The organism is Mycobacterium sp. ITM-2016-00316, assembly GCF_002968335.2.
In the GTDB taxonomy this organism is placed as follows: domain Bacteria; phylum Actinomycetota; class Actinomycetes; order Mycobacteriales; family Mycobacteriaceae; genus Mycobacterium.
This window is the reverse complement of the sequence record NZ_CP134398.1, coordinates 1,316,236-1,335,671: the sequence shown is the minus strand read 5'-3', so window position 1 is coordinate 1,335,671 and position 19,436 is coordinate 1,316,236. Positions and strand designations below refer to the sequence as shown.

Genomic DNA, 19,436 nt, shown 5'->3' with positions numbered 1-19,436 from the left:
CAACAATCGACTTGCGGAGGGGTCACACCGGCCTCACACTGTGCCAATGAGCCCGTCGCCACCTCTGCACCAAGCCGGTATCGGCGTGGTGGTGCCCTACGATTTCGCGCTCGACCGCGAACTCTGGCGGTGGCTTCCCGATGACGTCAGCCTGCACGTCACCCGCATGCCCCACGCCCCCATGCCTGCCACCCTGGAGATGGCCGTGCACATCTCCGACCCCGAGACCGCAGCCCAGAGCGTCATCGACGTCTCGGCGGTATCACCGCTGGTCATGGCCTATGCATGTACATCGGGCAGCTTCGTCGGCGGCCCGTTGGCCGAACGGGCACTGGTGGCCGCGATGAGGGGCGCCGGCGCCCTGGCGGCGCTGACCACCAGCGGTGCGCTGCTCGAGGCGCTGCGCCACCTGGCGATCACCAGGATCGCCACGGCCACGCCCTACACCGCCGACCTGACCGTGGGGCTGACGGCCTTCCTCGGCGAATCCGGTATCGAGGTCACCGCGGCCTCCGGCCTCGGTCTGATCTCCGACATCTGGACGGTGCCCCACGAGGTCACCATGCAACTGGTCCGCGAGACCGACACCGACGACGCCGACGCGGTGTTCATCAGTTGCACGAACATGCCGACCTACGACGTGATCGCCGCGCTGGAGGCCGAACTGCACAAGCCGGTGCTGACCGCGAATCAGGTCACCATGTGGCATGCGCTGAGTCTGATCGGCCGCAAGGCCGTCGGACCCGGTCAGCAGTTGATGGAGCGCTGAGCGCGCACCCCCTGGGCCAGCAGTTCGGCCAGGTGCACGGCCCGGCGCGGGGTGCCCTGCGCGATCTGGGTGCGGCAACTGAATCCGTCGGCGATGACGACCGTGCTCGGGTCGGCCTTGCGGACCGCGGGTAACAGCACCCGCTCCCCCACCGCCTGCGACACCTCGTAGTGGCCGCGTTCGAACCCGAAATTGCCCGCCAACCCGCAACATCCGGAGTCCGGGATGTCGGCGGCGATGCCCGCGGCGGCCATCAGCGCGCGGTCGGCGTCGAAGCCGAGCACCGCGTGCTGGTGGCAGTGCGTCTGCACCAGTGCCGGCGCGGGCAGGCGCGGCGGCTGCCAGCCCGACGCGACGATGAACTCGGCGAAGGTGTGTGTCGCCGCGGCGGCCTGAGCCGCCCGCGGGTCGTCGGCCAGCAGTTCGGGGGCGTCGCGACGAAGCGCCGCGGTGCAACTGGGTTCCAGCCCGACGATCGGGGTGCCGGCATCCAGGTGCGGCGCCAGCCGCGACAACGATCTCTGCAGCTGATGGCGAGCCGCCTTGAGCTGACCGGTGGAGATCCAGGTCAGCCCGCAGCACACCGGGCCGTCGGGCAGCACCACCCGATACCCCGCGTCCTCGAGCACCTCGACGGCGGCCTGCCCGACCTGCGGGGCCAGGTGCTCGGTGAAGCTGTCCGGCCACAGCAGCACTGGGCCGCGGGCGCCCTCGCGCTCGGGCCGGCCGGCGAACCAGGACGTGAACGTCTGCTCGGCGAACGCCGGGATCTCGCGCTGCGGAGCGATGCCACCCAGCCGTTTCACCAGCGGGCCGCGGGCCAGCCGGTTGGCCACCTTCGGCGCCTTGGCCGCCACCCGCGACCACAGCGGCAGCCAACCCATGGACCAGTGCGACAGTGGCCGCGCCCACGGTCGGCCCGCGTAGTGGTGGTGGGTGAATTCGGCCTTGTAGGTGGCCATGTCGACGTTCACCGGGCAGTCCGACAGGCACCCCTTGCAGGACAGACAGAGATCGAGCGCGTCGCGCACCTCGGTGGAGCGCCAGCCGTCGGTGACCACATCGCCGGCCAGCATCTCCCACAGCAGGTGCGCGCGCCCGCGGGTGGAGTGCTGCTCCTCGCGGGTGGCCTGGTAGCTCGGACACATCACCCCGCCGGCGCTCTGGCGGCACTTGCCGATGCCGACGCAGCGCCGTTGTGCCTGCGCGAAGTCGTGGTGGTCGTCGGGATAGGCGAACAGCGTCAACAACTTCCGGTCTTTGGCCGGACCGACATGGCGGATCCCCACGTCCAGCGCGGGCGGATCCACGATGACCCCCGGGTTGAGTACCCGCGCCGGATCCCAGATGTCCTTCATTGCGGCCAGCAAAGCCAGCCCGTCTGCGCCGTACATCCGGCCCAGCATCTCCGAGCGGGCCCGGCCGTCGCCGTGCTCCCCGGACACCGAACCGCCCAGCGCCACCACCAGATCGGTGGCCTCTTCCACGAATGCCCGGTAGGCGGCCACCCCCTCGCTGCTGAGCAGGTCGAAGTCGATACGCATGTGCATACAGCCCTCGCCGAAGTGCCCGTAGGAGGCGCCGGACAGCCCGTAGCGGCCCATGATCGCGTCCAGGCCGCGCAGGTAGTCGGCGAGGCGCTGTGGCGGAACCGCGGCATCCTCCCAGCCGCCCCAGGCTTCGGCACCGTCGGCGCGCCGGGTCGCCAGCCCGGCCGCATCGGTGCGGCATCGCCACAGCACGGCCTGCGCCGTCGGCTCGGTCACCAGCGACGCGGTCGCCGGTGAGCCCGAATCCTTCAGTGCGGCAAGCATCTTCTCGGCCGCCGCGGTGGCGGACACCAGATCTTCGCCGCCCATCTCGACCAGCACCCAGGCGCGCCCGCCGGGGAGTCCGGCGGCGATCGCCGCGCGCCGCACCTCGCCGGGCAGCCGGTCGACGAGCTGATCGTTGATGGACTCCATCGTCAGCGGGCGGTGCGCCAGCACCGCAGGCACGCATTCGGCCGAAGCGATGGAATCGGCGAAACCCAGCACACACAGCACCCGCGCGGCCGGCACCGGTGTCAGCGCCACGGTCGCCCGCAGGGTGGCAGCGAACCCGCCCTCGCTCCCGCACAGCAGCGCGGCCACGTTGTAGCCGTGCTCGGGCAGCAGCTCGTGCAGCGCGTACCCGGAGATCTGGCGGGTGAACCGGCCGAAACCGCGCCGGATCGCCGCCTCGTGGACGTCGGTGAAGCCGGTGAGCTGCCGGTGCAGTTCGCCTTCGCGGCCGGCCCTGGTGGTCAGTTCGTGGCGGTCGCCGCCCGCGGTCGCCGTGACGCGGGTGCCGTCGGCGAGCAGCACGTCCAGGGACCGCACGTTGTCGGCGGTGGTGCCCCACGCCACCGAGTGCGCGCCGCAGGCGTTGTTGGCGATCATCCCGCCGAGGGTGGCGCGGCTGGCCGAGGACGGGTCGGCGCCGAAGGTCAGCCTGTGCGGCCGGGCGGCGGCCAGCAGGCTGGTGAGCACCACGCCGGGTTCGACGACGGCGGTCCCGGCGGCGGGATCGATGTCCACGATCCGGTTCACATGCCGGGACGCGTCGATGACGACCCCGCCGATGGCGTTGCCGGCCATCGACGTCCCGCCGCCGCGCAGCGTGACCGGCGCGCCCGCGGCGGCGGTCAGCAGCACCGCCACGGCGAGATCGTCGACGTCGGCGGGGACCACCACGAGGTCGGGCACCACCCGGTAATTGGACGCGTCGACGGCGTAGAGACCCTTGGCGGTGGCATCGTCACCGACCGTGCCGCGCAGCTCGGAACGCAGCTGTGCGCCCAGCCGCCTGACGTCGTAGGTGGCGGGCGTTAACATTGTTGACAATCTACTATCCCGGCATCGACAAGCCATGGAGGGACCCATGCCGACCGTCGGCCTGCTCTACCCCGGCCACAGCGCCGAAGACGACTTTCCCGCCCTCGAGGACCGGATCGCCGGCGCGGTGCGGTTACCCGTCGTCATCACCTCCGTCGGCGAAGACGCGCACCGCGTCGATGCCCTGCTCGACCTCGGCAGCGACACCCGCCTCGCCGACGGCGCCGCCCAGCTGGCCACCGCGCGCCCGGACGCGGTGATGTGGGCCTGTACCTCGGGCAGCTTCGTCTTCGGCGCGGCGGGCGCCGCCGACCAGGTGGCCGCGGTGGCCGCCGCGGCCGGGGTACCGGCATCCTCGACGTCCATCGCGTTCGTCGACGCGCTGCGTTTCCTGGGCCTGCACCGGGTCGCCGTCGCGGCCTCCTATCCCGACGATGTCGCTCAGCACTTCGTGGCGTTCCTGTCCGCCGGCGGGGCCGAGGTGGTGTCGATGGGCAGCCACGGCATCTACACCGCCGCCGAGGTCGGCACCCTGGACCCGGCGCGGGTCATCGAGATGGTCACCGCCGCCGATCATCCCGACGCCGACGCGGTGCTGGTGCCCGATACCGCGATGCACACGCTCGCGATCATCGAGCGCCTCGAGGACGCCGTCGGCAAGCCGGTGCTGACCGCCAACCAGGTGACGGTGTGGAAGGGATTGCACCTGCTCGGAGAGGTGCCGGCCTTACCGGGCCTCGGCGCGCTGTTCGGGGGGCGACGATGACCGGGCACATCGGGCCGCTCATGCAGAAGTCGACGCCCAGCATCATCGCCGACAAGCTGCGCGCGGCCATCGGCTACGGCGAACTCAAGCCCGGCGAGCAACTCGGTGAGGCCGAGCTGGCCCGCCAGCTCGGCGTCAGCCGCGGGCCGTTGCGCGAGGGGATGCAACGCCTCACCCAGGAGGGGCTGCTGGTCGCGATTCGCAACCGCGGGCTGTTCGTCGTGGAGCTGACCCCCGTCGACATCCGCGACATGTACCTGGCCCGTGCCGCCGCCGAACGCGCCGCGGCCCGCAAGATCATCGACGACGGCGATCACCTCGCCGCCGGGGACGTTCTGCTGGCGATCGTCGACCGGATGGGGGACGCCCCCACCCCGGCGGCCGTCAGCGAGGTCGACATCGCGTTCCATGAGGAGCTGGTGAAACTGTCCGGCAGCCCGCGGCTGGCCCGGATGCACCTGACGTTCATCACCGAGACCCGGATGTGCATCCACGCTCTCGACGAGACCTACGCCAAGTCGGACTTTCGCGAGGAGGAGCACCGCACGCTGGCCGCGGCGATCCGCTCCGGGGACCGCGACCTCACCGACCGGCTGCTGGTGGCCCACATGGACGACGCACTGGCACGGCTGATCGACGACCCGGCCGTCGAGGGGGCCGAGCCCGCCAGCGTCTGAGCCCGGTCACTCCATCTTGATGCCGATGTACTTCGTCTCGAGAAACTCGTCGATGCCCACCGAGCCGCCCTCGCGGCCGAGTCCGGAGGCCTTGACGCCGCCGAACGGGGCGGCCGGGTTGGACACCACACCCTGGTTCAACCCGACCATACCGGTCTCCAGCGCCTCGGCGACCCGCAACGCCCGGCGCAGGTCGTTGGTGAAAACGTAAGAGACCAAACCGTATTCGGTGTCGTTGGCGGCCGCGATCGCGTCGGCCTCGGTATCGAACGCGGTGAGCGGCGCGACGGGTCCGAAGATCTCCTGATCGCACATGTCGGCGTCGCGCGGCACGCCGGTCAGCACCGTCGGCGGGTAGAAGTACCCTGGCCCGCCGGGCGCCGCACCACCGGTCAGCACCGACGCCCCACGCTCGACGGCGTCGGCGACCAGGGTCTGCACCTTACGCAGCGCGGCCTCGTCGATCAGCGGCCCGACGTTCACACCATCCTCGGTGCCGCGGCCCATCGTGAGCCCGGCCATCCGCTCGGCCAGCCGGCGGCCGAACTCGTCGATCACCGGAGCCTGCACGTAGATGCGGTTGGCCGCGGTGCATGCCTCCCCCATATTGCGCATTTTGGCCGCGAGCGCGCCCTCGACCGCCTCGTCCAGGTCGGCGTCGTCGAACACCAGGAGGGGGGCGTTGCCGCCGAGCTCCAGTGACGTACGCAGGATCTTCTCCGCGCACTGTTCGAGCAGCATCCGGCCGACGTTCGTCGATCCGGTGAACGACAACTTACGGATCTGCCCCGACCGGATCAACGGCTCGACCACCGGCCCGGCCTCGGTGGTGGTGATGCAGTTGACCGCCCCGGCGGGCAGCCCGGCCTCGGCGAGGATGTCCATGAGCGCGAGCATCGACAGCGGTGTCTGCGGCGCCGGCTTGATGATGCTGGTGCAGCCCGCCGCGATCGCCGGCCCGAGCTTTCGGGTGCCCATCGCCATCGGGAAGTTCCAGGGCGTGATCAGCAGGCACGGCCCGACCGGTTGGCGGGTGAGAAGAAAGCGGGCCCCACCGGCAGGAGCGATCTGGTAGCCACCGTCGATACGCACCGCTTCAGCGGCGAAGTGCCGGAAAAACTCTGCGGCGTAAGCAATCTCACCGCGAGCCTCGGCCAGCGGCTTGCCCATCTCCAGTGTCATCAACAGCGCCAGATCGTCGACACGATCATGCAGCAGCGTGTAGGCGCGGGTGAGGATGTCGGCGCGCTCGCGCGGCGCCATCGCCGCGAAGCCGGGTTGGGCGGCGACGGCGGCGGCCAACGCGGCACGACCGTCGGCCGGTGCGGCGTCGGCGACCGCACACAGTGTCATCCCCGTCGCCGGGTCGACGACGTCGGCGGTGCGCCCGTCGGCGGCGTCCACCCATTCGCCGCCGAGGAACAGCCGTTTCCGGACGGCTGCTACCACCCGTGCCTCGTCCACTCCATCACCCCTTCTGGTACCGCGCCGTTGTCCGCTAGATTGTTGACAATCTACCCGTCGACAATCAAGGAGCTGACGTGACCGCGCTTTCTCCCGTCCTCAAGCAAGCTACCGGCGTGCTGGCCGCCCGCGGTGAAGGTGCGGTGGTCTACGACGAGGCCGACCGCCGCTATCTGGACTTCACCGCCGGAATCGGCGTCACGAGCACCGGGCACTGCCACCCACGCGTCGTCGAGGCCGCGCAGCGACAGGTCGGCACGCTGATCCACGCGCAGTACACCACCGTCATGCACCGACCGCTGCTCACCCTCGTCGAGCGCCTCGGCGAGGTGCTGCCCGCGGGACTGGACCGGGTGTTCTTCGCGAACTCCGGCAGCGAAGCCGTCGAGGCAGCGCTGCGACTCGCCCGCCAGAGCACCGGCCGCCCCAACATCATCGCCTTCCACGGCGGCTTCCACGGCCGGACGGTGGCCGCGGCATCGCTGACCACGTCGGGCACCAAATTCCGGTCCGGCTTCTCACCGCTGATGGCCGGTGTCCACATCGCGCCGTTCCCGGACCCCACCCACTTCGGCTGGCCCGCCGAGCAGACCACCGACTTCGCGCTGTCCCAACTGGATTACCTGTTGCAGACGATGTCCTCGCCCGCCGACACCGCGGCGTTCATCGTCGAACCGGTGCTGGGCGAAGGCGGCTATGTGCCGGCGAACGAACGCTTCTTTGCCGGGCTACGCCGGCGGGCCGACGAGCACGGCATCCTGCTGATCGTCGACGAGGTGCAGACCGGTTTCGGGCGAACCGGAAAGTTTTGGGGTGGAGACCATTTCGGGGCCCGGCTGGATATTCTGATCACCGCCAAGGGATTGGCGTCGGGTTTTCCGCTGTCGGTGATCGCGGCCCCGGAGGAGCTGATGGGCCAGGCCTGGCCCGGTTCGCAGGGCGGCACCTACGGCGCGAACGCCGTCGCGTGCGCGGCGGCCGTCGCCACGCTGGACGTGATCCGCGACGAGGACCTGGTCGCCAACGCCGCCGAACGCGGCAGCCAGCTCCGCGACGGACTGCAACTGGTCGCCGACAAGCACGAGGCGATCACCGATGTGCGCGGCCTTGGCCTGATGCTGGGCAACGAATTCCGCGACGCCGCAGGCAAACCCGATCCCGCGATCGCCTCCGCGGCACAGCAGGAGGCCGCACGGCGCGGCCTCCTGCTGCTGACCTGCGGAGCCTGGGGTCAGGTGGTGCGGTTCATCCCGGCACTGGTGGTCGACGCCGACCAGGTCGACGAGGCGGTCGGCATCTGGGCCGACGCGGTCAGCGCCGTGGTCTAGCGGCTGTCGGCCCCTGCGTACTCCAGCTGCGGTGGCGCCTCGGCCGTTCCGGGGATCTCGGTGCCGTTCATCGGGCAGCGGGTGGTCTCGGGAACCCTGCTCAGCGCGATGGCGCCGACAGCCACCGCGGCCATCATGTAGAACGCCGGCCACAGGTTGTTGCCGGTCTCACCGATCAGCCACTCGTTGAGCGCCGGCGCGGTGCCACCGAAGATCGACGTCGACACGTTGTAGGCGATCGCGAAGCCCGCGAAGCGCACCTGGGTCGGGAACATCGCCGGGAACATCGCCGAGATCGTCGCCAGCTGAGGCACATACAGCAGGCCGAGCACCGCGAAGCCGATCAGTGCCCCCAGCGGGCCGGTGGACATCAGCATGAACATCGGCACCACGGCGATGAACAGACCGCCCAACGACACCCACCACAGCGGCTTGCGGCCGACCCGGTCGGACAGATGCCCCGCGAACGGGACGAACACCATCATGGCCAGCATGCCGATGATCGGCACCACCAGCGCCATATCGGTGGACAGCCCGATCGCCTGCTCCAGATAGGTCGGCATGTAACTCAGCAGCGTGTAGTTCACCACGTTGAGCGCCACGACCAGGCCGCCCAGCTTCAGGATCGGCGCCCAGTAGCGGGTGAGCAGATCCTTGAACGCCGCCCCGACGCTCTCCTCTTCCTTGCCCTGATCCTCCAGTTCCCTGAACACCGGCGTGTCCTCGAGCTTCATCCTCAGGTAGATCCCGATCAGCCCGAGCGGAGCCGCGATCAGGAACGGGACCCGCCAACCCCAACTGCTCATCTGCTCTTCACCGAGTACCAGCGAGAATCCGAGCATCATCAGTGCGCCCGCGGAAAAACCGGCCAGCGTACCGAATTCGAGGAAGCTGCCCATGAAACCACGGCGCCGAGGCGGCGCGTACTCGGCCATGAACGTCGCCGCTCCGCCATACTCACCGCCGGTGGAAAAGCCCTGGATCATCCGCAGCAGCACCATCAGCACCGGCGCCCAGAACCCGATCGCGTCGTAGGTCGGCACCAGCCCGACGCAGAAGGTGGCGCTGGCCATCAGCACGATGGTGATCGCCAGGATCTGCCGGCGCCCGAGCTTGTCACCGAGCGGGCCCCAGACGAACCCACCCAACGGGCGCACCAGAAACGACACCGCGAACGTCATCAACGCCAGCAGCGTGGCGCTCTCGGTGTCGCCGGGGAAGATCGCCGCGGAGATGTAGGTGACGCCGTAGGCGTAGAGGCCGTAGTCGAACCACTCGGTGGCATTGCCGATGGCCGACGCCGCGATGGCCTTCTTCAGGACAGCGGGCGACGGCTCGCCCGCTGCGCTCGGTGCCGGCACGTGATCGGAGCTGCTCATTCGGAGTCTCCTCGTTTCAGGGACGGGAATCGGGCGTCTTGCTCGGGGTTGTAGCCGCGGACATGGAGCCGGCAAGGGCCAGCTGTGAGGTCGTTGTTCATTCCGGCGCACCTCCGGACCCGACGCCATCCACCACAGTCGCGTACCCACCGGATCAAGATCGAAACGCGAATGTCGTGCCGTATCGCCGGCCGTCAACCGCGTGCATCGAAACGGCGACCCGGGGGTAACCCCACGGCATGGCCCACACCGCCGTGCTCGTCATCGACATGCTCAACGCCTACCGGCACCCCGATGCCGAGTTGCTGATGAACAGCGCCGCCGGCATCGTCGACCCACTGGCCGACCTGATCCGGCGCGGGCGTGCCCGCGATGACGTCGACGTCGTCTACGTCAACGACAACTACGGCGACTTCACCGGAGACTGGGATGACATCGTGCGCGCGGCACTCGACGGCGCCCGGCCCGACCTGGTGGAACCCCTGCTGCCGACGCCGGATTGCCTGCGGCTCACCAAGGTCCGGCACAGCGCCTTCTACGCCACCCAGCTGGACTATCTGCTGCAGCAGATGAAACCGGACCGCCTGGTGCTCACCGGCCAGGTCACCGAACAGTGCGTGCTCTACACCGCCCTCGATGCCTACATACGGCACTACGAGGTGGTGGTGCCGCCCGACGCGGTGGCACACATCGACGCGGACCTCGGCGAGGCGGCCCAGCACATGATGCGGCGCAACATGCGCGCCCAGCTCACCCCCGCGGCGGACTGCCTGCCGGTGTGAGCGCTGCGTCACCGCCCATGGGTACGCTCATGGGGTGTCGCTGCCTGCCGATCCAGACCCCGCCCTCGCCGCTTATGCGCACCCCGAACGTTTGGTCACCGCGGATTGGCTGTCGGCCAATCTCGGGCGGCCCGGGCTGTCCATCGTGGAGTCCGATGAAGACGTCCTGCTCTACGACACCGGCCACATCCCGGGAGCGGTGAAGATCGACTGGCACACCGACCTCAACGACGCGTGCGTCCGCGACTACATCGACGGCGCGCAGTTCGCGGAACTGATGGACCGTAAGGGCATCTCGCGCGATGACACGGTGGTCATCTACGGCGACAAGAGCAACTGGTGGGCCGCCTACGCGCTGTGGGTGTTCACCCTGTTCGGCCATCCCGATGTCCGCCTGCTCGACGGCGGGCGCGATCTGTGGGTGTCCAACAGCCGCGACACCACCCTGGACGTGCCGAACAAGCCGAGCAGCGGCTACCCGGTCGTCGAACGCGATGACGCCGCCATCCGGGCCTTCCGCGAGGACGTGCTCGGCGTGCTCGGGCAGGAACCGCTGATCGATGTGCGCTCCCCGCAGGAGTACACCGGCGAGCGCACCCACATGCCCGACTATCCCGAGGAAGGCGCGCTGCGGGGCGGCCACATCCCGACCGCGGTGTCGATCCCGTGGGCCAAGGCCGCCGAGGACAGCGGACGCTTCCGCAGCCGCGCCGACCTCGACGCCTTGTACGGACATCTCACCGCCGAGGACAAGACGATCGTCTACTGCCGCATCGGCGAACGGTCCAGCCACACCTGGTTCGTACTGACCCATCTGCTGGGCCTGCCGAATGTGCGCAACTACGACGGATCCTGGACCGAGTGGGGCAACGCCGTGCGGGTCCCGGTCGCCGTCGGTGACGAGCCCGGATCGGCGCCCGCCGCCACATGACCATGCCCGAGGCGCTCGCCGAGGTCGTCGGGGAGTTCCAGGAGGTCACCGGGCAGGACAAGCTGCAGCTTCTGCTCGAGTTCGCCAATGATCTCCCGGAGCTGCCGCCGCACCTGGAGGAGGCCGCCATGGAACCGGTCCCCGAGTGTCAGTCGCCACTGTTCCTGGACGTCGACGCGACCGACCCCGACCATGTGCGACTGTTCTTCAGCGCTCCCGCCGAGGCACCGACGACACGAGGTTTCGCGTCGATCCTGGCCGCCGGCCTGGACGGGCAGTCCGCCGCCGACATCCTGGCGGTTCCCGACGATTTCTACGCCGACCTCGGACTTGCGGCTTTGATCAGCCCGCTTCGGCTGCGCGGGATGTCGGCCATGCTGGCCCGGATCAAGCGCCGGCTGCGCGCGCACTGACACCGCCCCGGCCGGGCCTTTCCGGACTGTGAGCGCGATCACCGTTGTCGCCGGTGTCAATATTGCCGACCACGGCAATTCCCGCCGATCCGTGCCAGAATGGCCCATAGCCAGCTAACTAGCCAGCGAGCGGTCCGCACGCCCGCCCGGCTGGGATGCCGCGGTGTTGGGGCGGGGGCCAGCGCACAGGACGATAGGAAAGGGGCCCGGCTCGATGAACCGGCAGGCCAGAGACGTCATTCTCTATGAGCTCAACGAAGTCCCGTGGGATGTCGTCGACATCTACGTCAAGAACCGTCCCGAGTCGCACATCGCCGCGCTGCTGGCCGAGGGTCAGTCGCTGACCACCGTGCACGAGGACCGCGAAGAGCTGCAGGGTCTGCAGCCGTGGCGCACCTGGCCGACGCTGCACACCTCCTCCTACGAACACAACTCGTTCGACCTGGGCCAGGATCCCTCGACGTTCCGCGGCGAGCCGATCTGGGATGTGGCCGAGAAGGCCGGGCTGTCCGTCGGGTTGTTCGGCCCGATGCAGAGCTGGCCCGCCCGCCCGTTCAAGCACGGCGGCTTCTATGTGCCCGACACCTTCAGCTCCGACGCCAAGACCTACCCGCCCGCGCTGGAACGCTTCCAAGCGTTCAACCTCGCGATGACCGGCGAGAACGGGTTCTCACCGGACTCCGCACTGAGCCCCAAGGCACTGGCCGGTACCGCGGTCGACCTGGTGCGGCTCGGGCTGACCCCGCGGGCCACCGCCACCCTGGCCACCCATCTGGTCAAGGAGCGGATCGACCCGCGCTACAAGGCTTTCCGATCGGCGATGCAGGCCCCGTTGAGCTTCGACCTGTACTGGCGCCAGCACCGTAAGAACAACCCGCGCCTGAGCGTCTTCTTCACCAACCACGTGGCCGGCATGATGCACCGGTTCTGGGGTGACGGCATGCCCGGCTATACCGAGAAGTACGAGTACGACGCCGACGAGGTGTACGGCAGCTTCATCGTCGCCGCCATGGACATCACCGACCGCCAGATCGGGCGCATCCGCAAATACCTGGCCAAGCATCCGCAGTCGATGCTGGTGATGTCGGCCAGTATGGGCCAGGGCCCGGTTGAGGTGCCCAAGCTCGACGGCGGCCGGTTCGTCCTCGACGACCACACCAAGCTGGTGGCCAAGCTGGGTCTCAAGCCCGCCGAGGTCGCCCTGGCCATGTACCCGATGCTCTCGCTGGTCTTCGAATCCGAGTCCGACGCCGCCGACGCCGTGGCGCCGCTGGAGTCGGTCCTGGTGAACGGCACCGAGCGACTGTTCGCCCGGTTGCGCGTGGAGGGCAAGACCGTCACCTTCGGTATCGACTACACAGTCCCCGGCGAGGACACCACGACGGTGACCATTCGGCCGTCCGGCGCCGATGCCGACGTGAGCGTCCCGGCGACCGATCTGGGCCTGAGCGTGCATTCCCGGATCGGCGGGGTGAACACCGGCTACCACATCCCGGAGGGCATCCTGCTGGCCGCGGGCGCCGGCGTCACCGCGGATCCGTCGCGCAAGGAGGTCGACATCCTCGATGTGGCGCCGTCGCTGTTGGCCAATGCCCTCGGCGTGGAGCCGCCACCGTCGATGAAGGGCATCCCCACCCTGTTCGGCTGAGAACGAACTCGACAACTGTCAATACGCGGCGGCGCCCCCGAACCGGGGTGCCGCCGTTCTACTCTGAGGGCGCCTTCGCCGGCATTACCGCAGCGCAGCTACCGAGCACGTCACACGTACCGGCCAGTAACAAACACGCCTTACCGGAAGGGCGACGGTAACTCGCCCGAAATTCGGGGGTCCGACTCGCCACCCCGGAATTGGACACTTAAACTTCGCCCGATACATTCTTAAAGACGTTTCTTAGAGAACATGCCATCAGGAGGCCCGGTGCCCAGTCACGCCAGCTCGAAGATCTCAAAGGTGCTCGTCGCCAACCGCGGGGAGATCGCCGTCCGTGTGATCCGAGCCGCGAAAGACGCCGGGCTGGTCAGCGTGGCCGTCTACGCCGAACCGGACGCCGACGCACCCCACGTGCGGCTCGCCGACGAGGCGTTCGCCCTCGGCGGCCAGACCTCGGCCGAGTCCTATCTCGTGTTCGAGAAGCTGCTCGAGGCCGCCGAGAAGTCCGGCGCCAATGCCATCCATCCCGGCTACGGCTTCCTGAGCGAGAACGCCGACTTCGCCCAGGCCGTCCTCGACGCCGGGCTGATCTGGATCGGGCCCAGCCCGCAGTCGATCCGCGACCTCGGCGACAAGGTGACCGCGCGCCACATCGCCGCGCGCGCCGACGCTCCCCTGGTCCCCGGAACCTCCGATCCGGTCAAGGATGCCGACGAGATCCTGGCCTTCGCCAAGGAGCACGGCCTGCCGATCGCGATCAAGGCCGCCTTCGGTGGCGGTGGCCGCGGCATGAAGGTCGCCCGCACCCTCGAAGAGATCCCCGAGCTGTTCGACTCGGCCACCCGTGAGGCCGTCGCCGCATTCGGGCGCGGCGAGTGCTTCGTCGAGCGCTACCTTGACAAGCCGCGCCACGTGGAGGCTCAGGTCATCGCCGACACGCACGGCAACGTCGTCGTCGCGGGTACCCGCGACTGCTCGCTGCAGCGCCGCTTCCAAAAGCTGGTCGAGGAGGCGCCCGCACCGTTCCTCACCGACGCGCAGCGCAAAGAAATCCACGAGTCCGCCAAGCGCATCTGCAAGGAGGCCGGCTACTACGGCGCCGGCACCGTCGAGTACCTGGTCGGCCAGGACGGCCTGATCAGCTTCCTCGAGGTCAACACCCGCCTTCAGGTGGAACACCCGGTCACCGAGGAGACCTCCGGAATCGACCTGGTGCTGCAGCAGTTCAAGATCGCCAACGGCGAGGCCCTGGACATCACCGAGGACCCGACACCGCGCGGTCACTCCTTCGAGTTCCGCATCAACGGTGAGGACGCGGGCCGCGGCTTCCTGCCCGCCCCCGGCCCGGTCTCCAAGTTCGAGCCCCCCACCGGTCCCGGCGTGCGCATGGACTCGGGCGTCGAGAGCGGCTCGGTCATCGGCGGCCAGTTCGACTCGATGCTGGCCAAGCTGATCGTCACCGGCGCCACCCGTGACGAGGCCCTGGCCCGGAGTCGTCGAGCCCTCGCTGAATTCAATGTCGAAGGGCTCGCGACCGTCATCCCGTTCCATCGGGCCGTGGTCTCCGACCCCGCCTTCATCGGCGACGCCGACGGGTTCACCGTCCATACCCGCTGGATCGAGACCGAATGGGACAACACCGTCGAACCGTTCACCGCCGGTGAGCCCCTCGACGAAGAGGACAACCTGCCCCGGCAGAAGGTCGTCGTCGAGGTCGGCGGACGTCGCCTGGAGGTCTCGCTGCCCGGTGACCTGGCCATCGGTGGCGGGGGCGGCGCCGCGGCCGGCGCCATCCGCAAGAAGCCCAAGGCGCGCAAGCGCGGCGGTGCCGCCGGAGCAGCAGCCTCCGGCGATTCGGTGACCGCACCCATGCAGGGCACCGTGGTGAAGGTGGCCGTCGAAGAGGGCCAGCAGGTCGCCGCCGGTGATCTGGTCGTGGTTCTGGAGGCCATGAAGATGGAGAACCCGGTCACCGCCCACAAGGACGGCACCATCACCGGGCTGTCCGTCGAGGCCGGTGCCGCCATCACCCAGGGCACCGTGATCGCCGAGATCAAGGACTAGACCCTTTCCCGAGTGGCCACTTATCGCATGTTGTGTGGAGACCTCCGTGCGATAAGTGGCCGTTCGTCGGGCTGACGCCATGGAACCTGTCGAAATCAACAACGGGCAGTGGTACCTGCGGGGACTGCGCTACGACGATCGCGTCGATGACCGCCCGGCCCTGGCCGACCTCGGCGAGACCGACCTCGATTACATCGATGAGGCCGCCGACGGCTGGGAGTCCGACACCCGCTACACCTGGGCGGTGTGCGAGCCGAGCACCGGTGAACTGCTGGCCGAGGTCACCCTGGACCGCGAGACGGGGTTCATGGCCAGCAGGGCACGGCCGGGCTTCGAGGACGCCGCCGCGATGTCCGAGGACACCGTGCGGCGCTACGCGTCGGCCGCGCTGGGCCTGACGGTGCACACCTGACTCAGGAGCGCTCCGGTGGCTCGTCGATATCGGCGCCGCCGGCCAGATCACCACATTCGACGGTGACAACGTCGGCCCGGGCGCGCAGGAACGGCCCGGCTCCCACATCACCGCTCAGTCCGGTGAGCAATTCCGGCCAGTGCCGGCGCGCGATGACGACGGGATGCCCCGGACGGCCGGCATAGACCGCTCGGGCCAGCCCGGACGGCGCCGAGCGCGCCGCCTCCAGCACCCTGGCCACCACATCGGCCCCGACATCGGGGGTATCCACGAGATGTAGGACGGCATGAGCCGCATCGGCGGCCTGCAGACCGGCCCGCAATGACGCCGACAAACCGTCGGCCCAGTCGGCGGCGTGCACCGTGCGGGCCCGGGCGGGCAGCTCCACCGCATCCACACCGGCAGCGCCCAACACCACCAGCACGTCGTCACAGCCACCGTCAGCCAGCGCCGAAACCGCGCGCCTCAACCAATCACCCTTGACAGCAAGCACTTTCGGCATTCCAAAGCGGGTGCCGGCACCGGCGGCCAACAGCACGCCGGCGGCGCGGACGTCAGTCGACATGTCATCAGTGTGACCCCCTGGGTGTCCGACTCAGCACCCGGGGAATGATGTCCGCGTCAACGATGGCGGGCAGCATGCGCCTTTGATGAGAGTCCGGTAAGGCGATTGTTCGACGTGATCATGTGGCGTAGGGTCGTTACCAGGTTGAGTTCACAGCCGGCCGCACGCGTCATCGCACCTTACGGGCCTGCGAGAGTCTCGCACGACACGCCTCAAGCACATGGGGCCGATTCCTCTCCAACCCCGAATCCGCGGACGCGTCCCAGCACATACAGGTTCACTCCCCCGTGCACCCGACTGATGGAGTCCGCAAATGTCTCACCTCACCGGCGCCGCGCAAGTCGCCGCCACGCAGCACCTCACCCGCGATCGGGCGAGCTACACCACGCAGGCGTTACCGCCGTCGACCGTCGTGATCACCGTCGAAGGTGAACTCGACGCGGCCAACACCACGCAGTTCAGTGAATACGTCCAGCTAAGCCTGCGCAACGCCGACAAACTGGTGCTCGACCTCAGCGGCGTGACATTCTTTGCGGCCGAAGCATTTTCGGCAGTTCACAAAGTGAGTGTGCAAGCCGCAGGACAGAACGTGCAATGGAATCTGCTGACCAGCGCACCCGTGGACCGGATGTTGCAGATCTGCGATCCCGACCACGCGCTCGACGAACTGCGACGCGCGGGCTGAGCTACTGCAGCTCGTCGCGCAGGCGCGCCAGGGATTTCGCCAACAGCCGCGACACATGCATCTGTGAGATGCCGACACGCTCGGCGATCTGTGACTGCGTCATCGACTCGAAGAACCTCAGGATCAGCACCGTGCGCTCGCGCTCGGGCAATGTGGCCAGCAGTGGCCGCAACGCTTCCCGGTTCTCGATCTGATCCAGCGCGTCGTCCGAAGACCCGAGCGTGTCGGCGATCGCCGGCGCCTCGTCGTCACCCGAACCACCGCTGTCGATGGACAGCGTGTTGTACGAGCTACCGGCGATCAGTCCTTCGACCACCTCTTGGCGATCCATCCCGAGCTCGGCAGCGAGTTCGGTAGGGGTCGGCGCGTGACCCAACCGCTGCGACAACTCCGCGGTGGCCGCCCCCAACCGCAGGTGCAGCTCCTTGAGCCTGCGTGGCACCTTCACCGACCAGCCGTTGTCACGGAAATGCCTGCGCACCTCGCCCATGATCGTCGGCACGGCGTAGGAGGCGAAGTCCGATCCGGCGTCGACGTCGAAGCGGTTGACGGCGTTGACCAATCCGACGCGGGCCACCTGCACCAGGTCGTCGCGGGCTTCACCGCGGCCCTCGAACCGGCGCGCAATGTGATCTGCCAGGGGAAGGCAGCGATGGACTATCCGCTCGCGTTGGCGCGCGAATTGTGCTGAGCCATCGGGGAGTTCGCGGAGCTCGCGGAACATCTCGATGACGTCGGCGTATTCCGAACTCACTGCAGCAGGCTCGCTCGTCTCGCGGTGAGCGAAATCCCGAACACGTTGTTCGCCTCGTTGAAGGTGCTGACCTCGTCGGTGAGCGATTTGAGGACATGCCAGCTGAAGCTGCCGGGCGCCACAATCGTCTCTTCGTCGACCTCACATGTCGTCGACGCGCGAACCACCACCGCGTCCTCGCGCGGTTCGACCCGCACCAGCAACGCCGAGCCGGGCGCCGCCGACCGCATCAACCGGGTCGCGGCCTCGTCGACCGCCAGGCGCAGATCGGAGACGGCATCGAAATCCAGATCCTCGAACGTCGCGACAGCGGACACCAGAGCTCGCAGCACGGCCAGGTTCTCCACGGTGGCAGCCACCCGTAGTTCAACCGATCTGTCTCCGACGACCGCACCGTCGTGCGTGCCCGTACCGTGCACCATCTGACCTCCCGCTGAGTCCGCTCGGAGATTACCCCACAACTGCTGGTAGCTAACCAACGGTGCTGCACCGCCTCACGGGTGTCACCGCGACGTGCGCCGGGTAATCCTGCTGTATGAGCAACAACACGTTGCGCCGGATTCTCATCGCGGTCGCGGTGGTGCTGACCATCGTCATCCTCGTCGCCATCGGCGTGTATGCCGTGGCGTTCCTCATGCTCGGACCGATGATGGCCTGAACTGCGCACGAGCCTGCGGTGGTCAGTACCCTCCAACAGCGGGTTTCCAAACCTCACCGGCTGTTTCGTGCCAGGGGTGCGGGGTACCCGGTTGCCATGACGAGTCCAGTTCCCGACGAGGTACCCACCGCAGACGCCATCGAACAGTCGCGCGACGCCGCGGAGACCGTGCCGGACCGGGAGGTCCCGGAACTCGACCAGGACGGCCCCCCGCTGGAGGCGAGCACTGCGGACTGGCAGGAGCAGGTCACCGCCGCCGATCCAGGCGGCGACGAAGAAGACCCCGACCGCCACAGCTGACGCGTTGGGCGCCAACCACACCCGAGCTGTCGCGTGTTTGCATCCGGCTCGCGCTGGGCACTCCACCGCCATGTTGGTTCGTCGAATCGCCCGCCCACTGTTATCAGCCGCCTTCATCGGACAGGGAATTGAAGCCCTCCGCGATGTGAAGCCCGCCGCCGAGGTCGTTCAACCGACCCTTGACGCGGCCCAAGCGCTTCCGAGTTCGGTCGCCGATCAGATCCCCGACAACGCCGTCACCGTCGCTCGGATCAATGCCGCCGTGCAGATCGGCGGCGGTCTGTTGCTGGCCACCGGTCGGATACCGCGGGTCGCCTCGGCGCTGCTGGCGGCCACCGTCATCCCCGGCAACCTCGGCAAGCACATGTTCTGGGATGAGAACGATCCGGCGCTCAAGGCCGAGAAACGCCGTGGGTTCCTGACCGACCTGAGCCTGATCGGCGGCCTGGTGCTGGCCTCCGCCGACACGGCCGGGAAGCCGTCGCTGGGCTGGCGGGGTCGCCGCGCCGGACGGCGGGTGGCCGAGCGGGTTTCATCCGCACTGCCGTCCTCGCACGACGCGCTGATCGATGCGGAGTTGGCCGACAAACTCAGCCACGGCGTACACACCGGCGTGGACCGTGGCCGCGAACTCGCCGAAACGGCCTTAGACAGGGCCGCACCGCTGGCCGCCACCGCGTACGAACGCAGCGCCAAGGCGCTGCGCAAGGCCGAGGACAAGGCCGCGCCGTTGGCCGCCCAGGCCTACGAACGCAGCGCCCACGCTCTGCACAAGGGCGCCGACCGCGCCGCTCCGCTGGCCGCCGAGGCCTATGAACGCAGCGCCCTCGTCTTGCAGAAGGGCGCCGATAAGGCCGCACCCTTGGCCGCAGAGGCGCGCCGTCGGGGTTCGGAGTTGGCGGAGACCGCCATCGAGCAGGGTGGCGAGCAGTTGTCATCCCACTGGCGGAGGGCCCGCAAGCAACTCTGATGCGGCCCTGACG

Annotated in this window: 20 protein-coding genes; 14 read left to right on the top strand and 6 right to left on the bottom strand. The window is 68.7% G+C overall.

What is annotated here, in order from left to right; genetic code table 11:
* Window positions 1-46: 46 nt before the first annotated feature.
* Window positions 47-769, top strand: a complete 723-nt coding sequence (locus C6A86_RS06440; protein WP_233213091.1) for an Asp/Glu racemase — start codon at window positions 47-49, stop codon at window positions 767-769.
* On the opposite strand, the gene C6A86_RS06435 is transcribed toward C6A86_RS06440, so the two are convergent.
* Window positions 748-3,624, bottom strand: a complete 2,877-nt coding sequence (locus tag C6A86_RS06435; protein WP_105364414.1) for an FAD-binding and (Fe-S)-binding domain-containing protein — start codon at window positions 3,622-3,624, stop codon at window positions 748-750. The two genes, C6A86_RS06440 and C6A86_RS06435, sit on opposite strands and share 22 nt — an antisense overlap.
* A 34-nt stretch (window positions 3,625-3,658) precedes the next feature.
* Here C6A86_RS06435 and C6A86_RS06430 point away from each other — a divergent pair, with 34 nt between their 5' ends.
* The gene (locus tag C6A86_RS06430; protein WP_396834837.1) at window positions 3,659-4,390 is read left to right on the top strand and encodes a maleate cis-trans isomerase; all 732 of its coding nucleotides are present in this window, start codon (window positions 3,659-3,661) and stop codon (window positions 4,388-4,390) included.
* On the top strand, window positions 4,387-5,067 hold the full coding sequence (locus tag C6A86_RS06425) for a GntR family transcriptional regulator (protein WP_105364415.1): 681 nt from the start codon (window positions 4,387-4,389) through the stop codon (window positions 5,065-5,067). The genes C6A86_RS06430 and C6A86_RS06425 overlap by 4 nt, the downstream gene beginning before the upstream one ends.
* A 6-nt stretch (window positions 5,068-5,073) precedes the next feature.
* Here the strand turns inward: C6A86_RS06425 and C6A86_RS06420 are convergent, their stop codons facing one another.
* Entirely contained in the window at window positions 5,074-6,531 is a 1,458-nt protein-coding gene (locus tag C6A86_RS06420; RefSeq protein WP_105364416.1) for an NAD-dependent succinate-semialdehyde dehydrogenase, read from the bottom strand.
* 77 nt (window positions 6,532-6,608) lie between these two features.
* Between C6A86_RS06420 and C6A86_RS06415 the strand changes: the two genes are divergently transcribed.
* Window positions 6,609-7,859 carry an aspartate aminotransferase family protein gene (locus C6A86_RS06415; RefSeq protein ID WP_105364417.1) on the top strand — a complete coding sequence of 417 codons (1,251 nt, stop codon included), beginning with the start codon at window positions 6,609-6,611 and terminating at the stop codon, window positions 7,857-7,859.
* Here C6A86_RS06415 and C6A86_RS06410 read toward each other — a convergent pair.
* Complete coding sequence (locus C6A86_RS06410) at window positions 7,856-9,238, bottom strand: MFS transporter (RefSeq protein ID WP_105364418.1); 1,383 nt, start codon at window positions 9,236-9,238, stop codon at window positions 7,856-7,858. The two genes, C6A86_RS06415 and C6A86_RS06410, sit on opposite strands and share 4 nt — an antisense overlap.
* Before the next feature lie 239 nt (window positions 9,239-9,477).
* Between C6A86_RS06410 and C6A86_RS06405 the strand changes: the two genes are divergently transcribed.
* The 6 genes from C6A86_RS06405 to C6A86_RS06380 all read left to right on the top strand — a co-directional run bounded on the left by C6A86_RS06405 (window position 9,478) and on the right by C6A86_RS06380 (window position 15,491).
* Window positions 9,478-10,020 carry a cysteine hydrolase family protein gene (locus C6A86_RS06405; protein WP_105364419.1) on the top strand — a complete coding sequence of 181 codons (543 nt, stop codon included), beginning with the start codon at window positions 9,478-9,480 and terminating at the stop codon, window positions 10,018-10,020.
* 34 nt (window positions 10,021-10,054) lie between these two features.
* Window positions 10,055-10,951, top strand: coding sequence for a sulfurtransferase (locus tag C6A86_RS06400; RefSeq protein ID WP_105364420.1), 897 nt, complete (start codon window positions 10,055-10,057; stop codon window positions 10,949-10,951).
* Complete coding sequence (locus C6A86_RS06395) at window positions 10,948-11,364, top strand: SufE family protein (RefSeq protein WP_199196278.1); 417 nt, start codon at window positions 10,948-10,950, stop codon at window positions 11,362-11,364. Before C6A86_RS06400 ends, C6A86_RS06395 begins: the two co-directional genes overlap by 4 nt.
* Before the next feature lie 214 nt (window positions 11,365-11,578).
* Entirely contained in the window at window positions 11,579-13,012 is a 1,434-nt protein-coding gene (locus tag C6A86_RS06390) for a hypothetical protein (RefSeq protein WP_105364421.1), read from the top strand.
* A 270-nt stretch (window positions 13,013-13,282) separates the two neighbouring features.
* Window positions 13,283-15,079, top strand: a complete 1,797-nt coding sequence (locus tag C6A86_RS06385) for an acetyl/propionyl/methylcrotonyl-CoA carboxylase subunit alpha (protein ID WP_105364422.1) — start codon at window positions 13,283-13,285, stop codon at window positions 15,077-15,079.
* A 79-nt stretch (window positions 15,080-15,158) separates the two neighbouring features.
* The gene (locus C6A86_RS06380) at window positions 15,159-15,491 is read left to right on the top strand and encodes a hypothetical protein (protein WP_057167231.1); all 333 of its coding nucleotides are present in this window, start codon (window positions 15,159-15,161) and stop codon (window positions 15,489-15,491) included.
* Between the two features lies 1 nt (window position 15,492).
* Here C6A86_RS06380 and C6A86_RS06375 read toward each other — a convergent pair whose 3' ends face one another.
* Complete coding sequence (locus tag C6A86_RS06375; protein WP_105364423.1) at window positions 15,493-16,056, bottom strand: NTP transferase domain-containing protein; 564 nt, start codon at window positions 16,054-16,056, stop codon at window positions 15,493-15,495.
* A 313-nt stretch (window positions 16,057-16,369) separates the two neighbouring features.
* On the opposite strand from C6A86_RS06375, the gene C6A86_RS06370 reads away from it, so the two are divergent.
* Window positions 16,370-16,741 (top strand): STAS domain-containing protein, encoded by a 372-nt coding sequence (locus C6A86_RS06370; RefSeq protein ID WP_105364424.1) that lies wholly within the window; start codon window positions 16,370-16,372, stop codon window positions 16,739-16,741.
* A 1-nt stretch (window position 16,742) separates the two neighbouring features.
* Here C6A86_RS06370 and C6A86_RS06365 read toward each other — a convergent pair whose 3' ends face one another.
* Both C6A86_RS06365 and C6A86_RS06360 read right to left on the bottom strand, forming a co-directional pair.
* Window positions 16,743-17,465 carry an RNA polymerase sigma factor SigF gene (locus C6A86_RS06365; protein WP_233213093.1) on the bottom strand — a complete coding sequence of 241 codons (723 nt, stop codon included), beginning with the start codon at window positions 17,463-17,465 and terminating at the stop codon, window positions 16,743-16,745.
* A 26-nt stretch (window positions 17,466-17,491) separates the two neighbouring features.
* Window positions 17,492-17,917, bottom strand: coding sequence for an ATP-binding protein (locus C6A86_RS06360; RefSeq protein WP_105364426.1), 426 nt, complete (start codon window positions 17,915-17,917; stop codon window positions 17,492-17,494).
* 113 nt (window positions 17,918-18,030) lie between these two features.
* Between C6A86_RS06360 and C6A86_RS06355 the strand changes: the two genes are divergently transcribed.
* From C6A86_RS06355 to C6A86_RS06345, 3 genes are all read left to right on the top strand, one after another.
* Window positions 18,031-18,153: a hypothetical protein gene (locus tag C6A86_RS06355; protein WP_255419463.1), complete on the top strand. Its 123-nt coding sequence runs from the start codon at window positions 18,031-18,033 to the stop codon at window positions 18,151-18,153.
* A 96-nt stretch (window positions 18,154-18,249) separates the two neighbouring features.
* Window positions 18,250-18,453, top strand: a complete 204-nt coding sequence (locus C6A86_RS06350; protein WP_105364427.1) for a hypothetical protein — start codon at window positions 18,250-18,252, stop codon at window positions 18,451-18,453.
* Window positions 18,454-18,598: 145 nt separating this feature from the next.
* The gene (locus C6A86_RS06345; RefSeq protein ID WP_396834831.1) at window positions 18,599-19,423 is read left to right on the top strand and encodes a DoxX family protein; all 825 of its coding nucleotides are present in this window, start codon (window positions 18,599-18,601) and stop codon (window positions 19,421-19,423) included.
* The last annotated feature ends 13 nt before the right edge of the window (window positions 19,424-19,436 follow it).

Bases quoted from the DNA above. Each gene is read 5' to 3' on its own strand.
- C6A86_RS06440 (WP_233213091.1), top strand. From the start codon at position 47: ATGAGCCCGTCGCCACCTCTGCACCAAGCCGGTATCGGCGTGGTGGTG.
- C6A86_RS06435 (WP_105364414.1), bottom strand. From the start codon at position 3,624: ATGTTAACGCCCGCCACCTACGACGTCAGGCGGCTGGGCGCACAGCTG.
- C6A86_RS06430 (WP_396834837.1), top strand. From the start codon at position 3,659: ATGGAGGGACCCATGCCGACCGTCGGCCTGCTCTACCCCGGCCACAGC.
- C6A86_RS06425 (WP_105364415.1), top strand. From the start codon at position 4,387: ATGACCGGGCACATCGGGCCGCTCATGCAGAAGTCGACGCCCAGCATC.
- C6A86_RS06410 (WP_105364418.1), bottom strand. From the start codon at position 9,238: ATGAGCAGCTCCGATCACGTGCCGGCACCGAGCGCAGCGGGCGAGCCG.
- C6A86_RS06405 (WP_105364419.1), top strand. From the start codon at position 9,478: ATGGCCCACACCGCCGTGCTCGTCATCGACATGCTCAACGCCTACCGG.
- C6A86_RS06395 (WP_199196278.1), top strand. From the start codon at position 10,948: ATGACCATGCCCGAGGCGCTCGCCGAGGTCGTCGGGGAGTTCCAGGAG.
- C6A86_RS06390 (WP_105364421.1), top strand. From the start codon at position 11,579: ATGAACCGGCAGGCCAGAGACGTCATTCTCTATGAGCTCAACGAAGTC.
- C6A86_RS06380 (WP_057167231.1), top strand. From the start codon at position 15,159: ATGGAACCTGTCGAAATCAACAACGGGCAGTGGTACCTGCGGGGACTG.
- C6A86_RS06375 (WP_105364423.1), bottom strand. From the start codon at position 16,056: ATGTCGACTGACGTCCGCGCCGCCGGCGTGCTGTTGGCCGCCGGTGCC.
- C6A86_RS06370 (WP_105364424.1), top strand. From the start codon at position 16,370: ATGTCTCACCTCACCGGCGCCGCGCAAGTCGCCGCCACGCAGCACCTC.
- C6A86_RS06365 (WP_233213093.1), bottom strand. From the start codon at position 17,465: ATGTTCCGCGAGCTCCGCGAACTCCCCGATGGCTCAGCACAATTCGCG.
- C6A86_RS06360 (WP_105364426.1), bottom strand. From the start codon at position 17,917: ATGGTGCACGGTACGGGCACGCACGACGGTGCGGTCGTCGGAGACAGA.
- C6A86_RS06355 (WP_255419463.1), top strand. From the start codon at position 18,031: ATGAGCAACAACACGTTGCGCCGGATTCTCATCGCGGTCGCGGTGGTG.
- C6A86_RS06350 (WP_105364427.1), top strand. From the start codon at position 18,250: ATGACGAGTCCAGTTCCCGACGAGGTACCCACCGCAGACGCCATCGAA.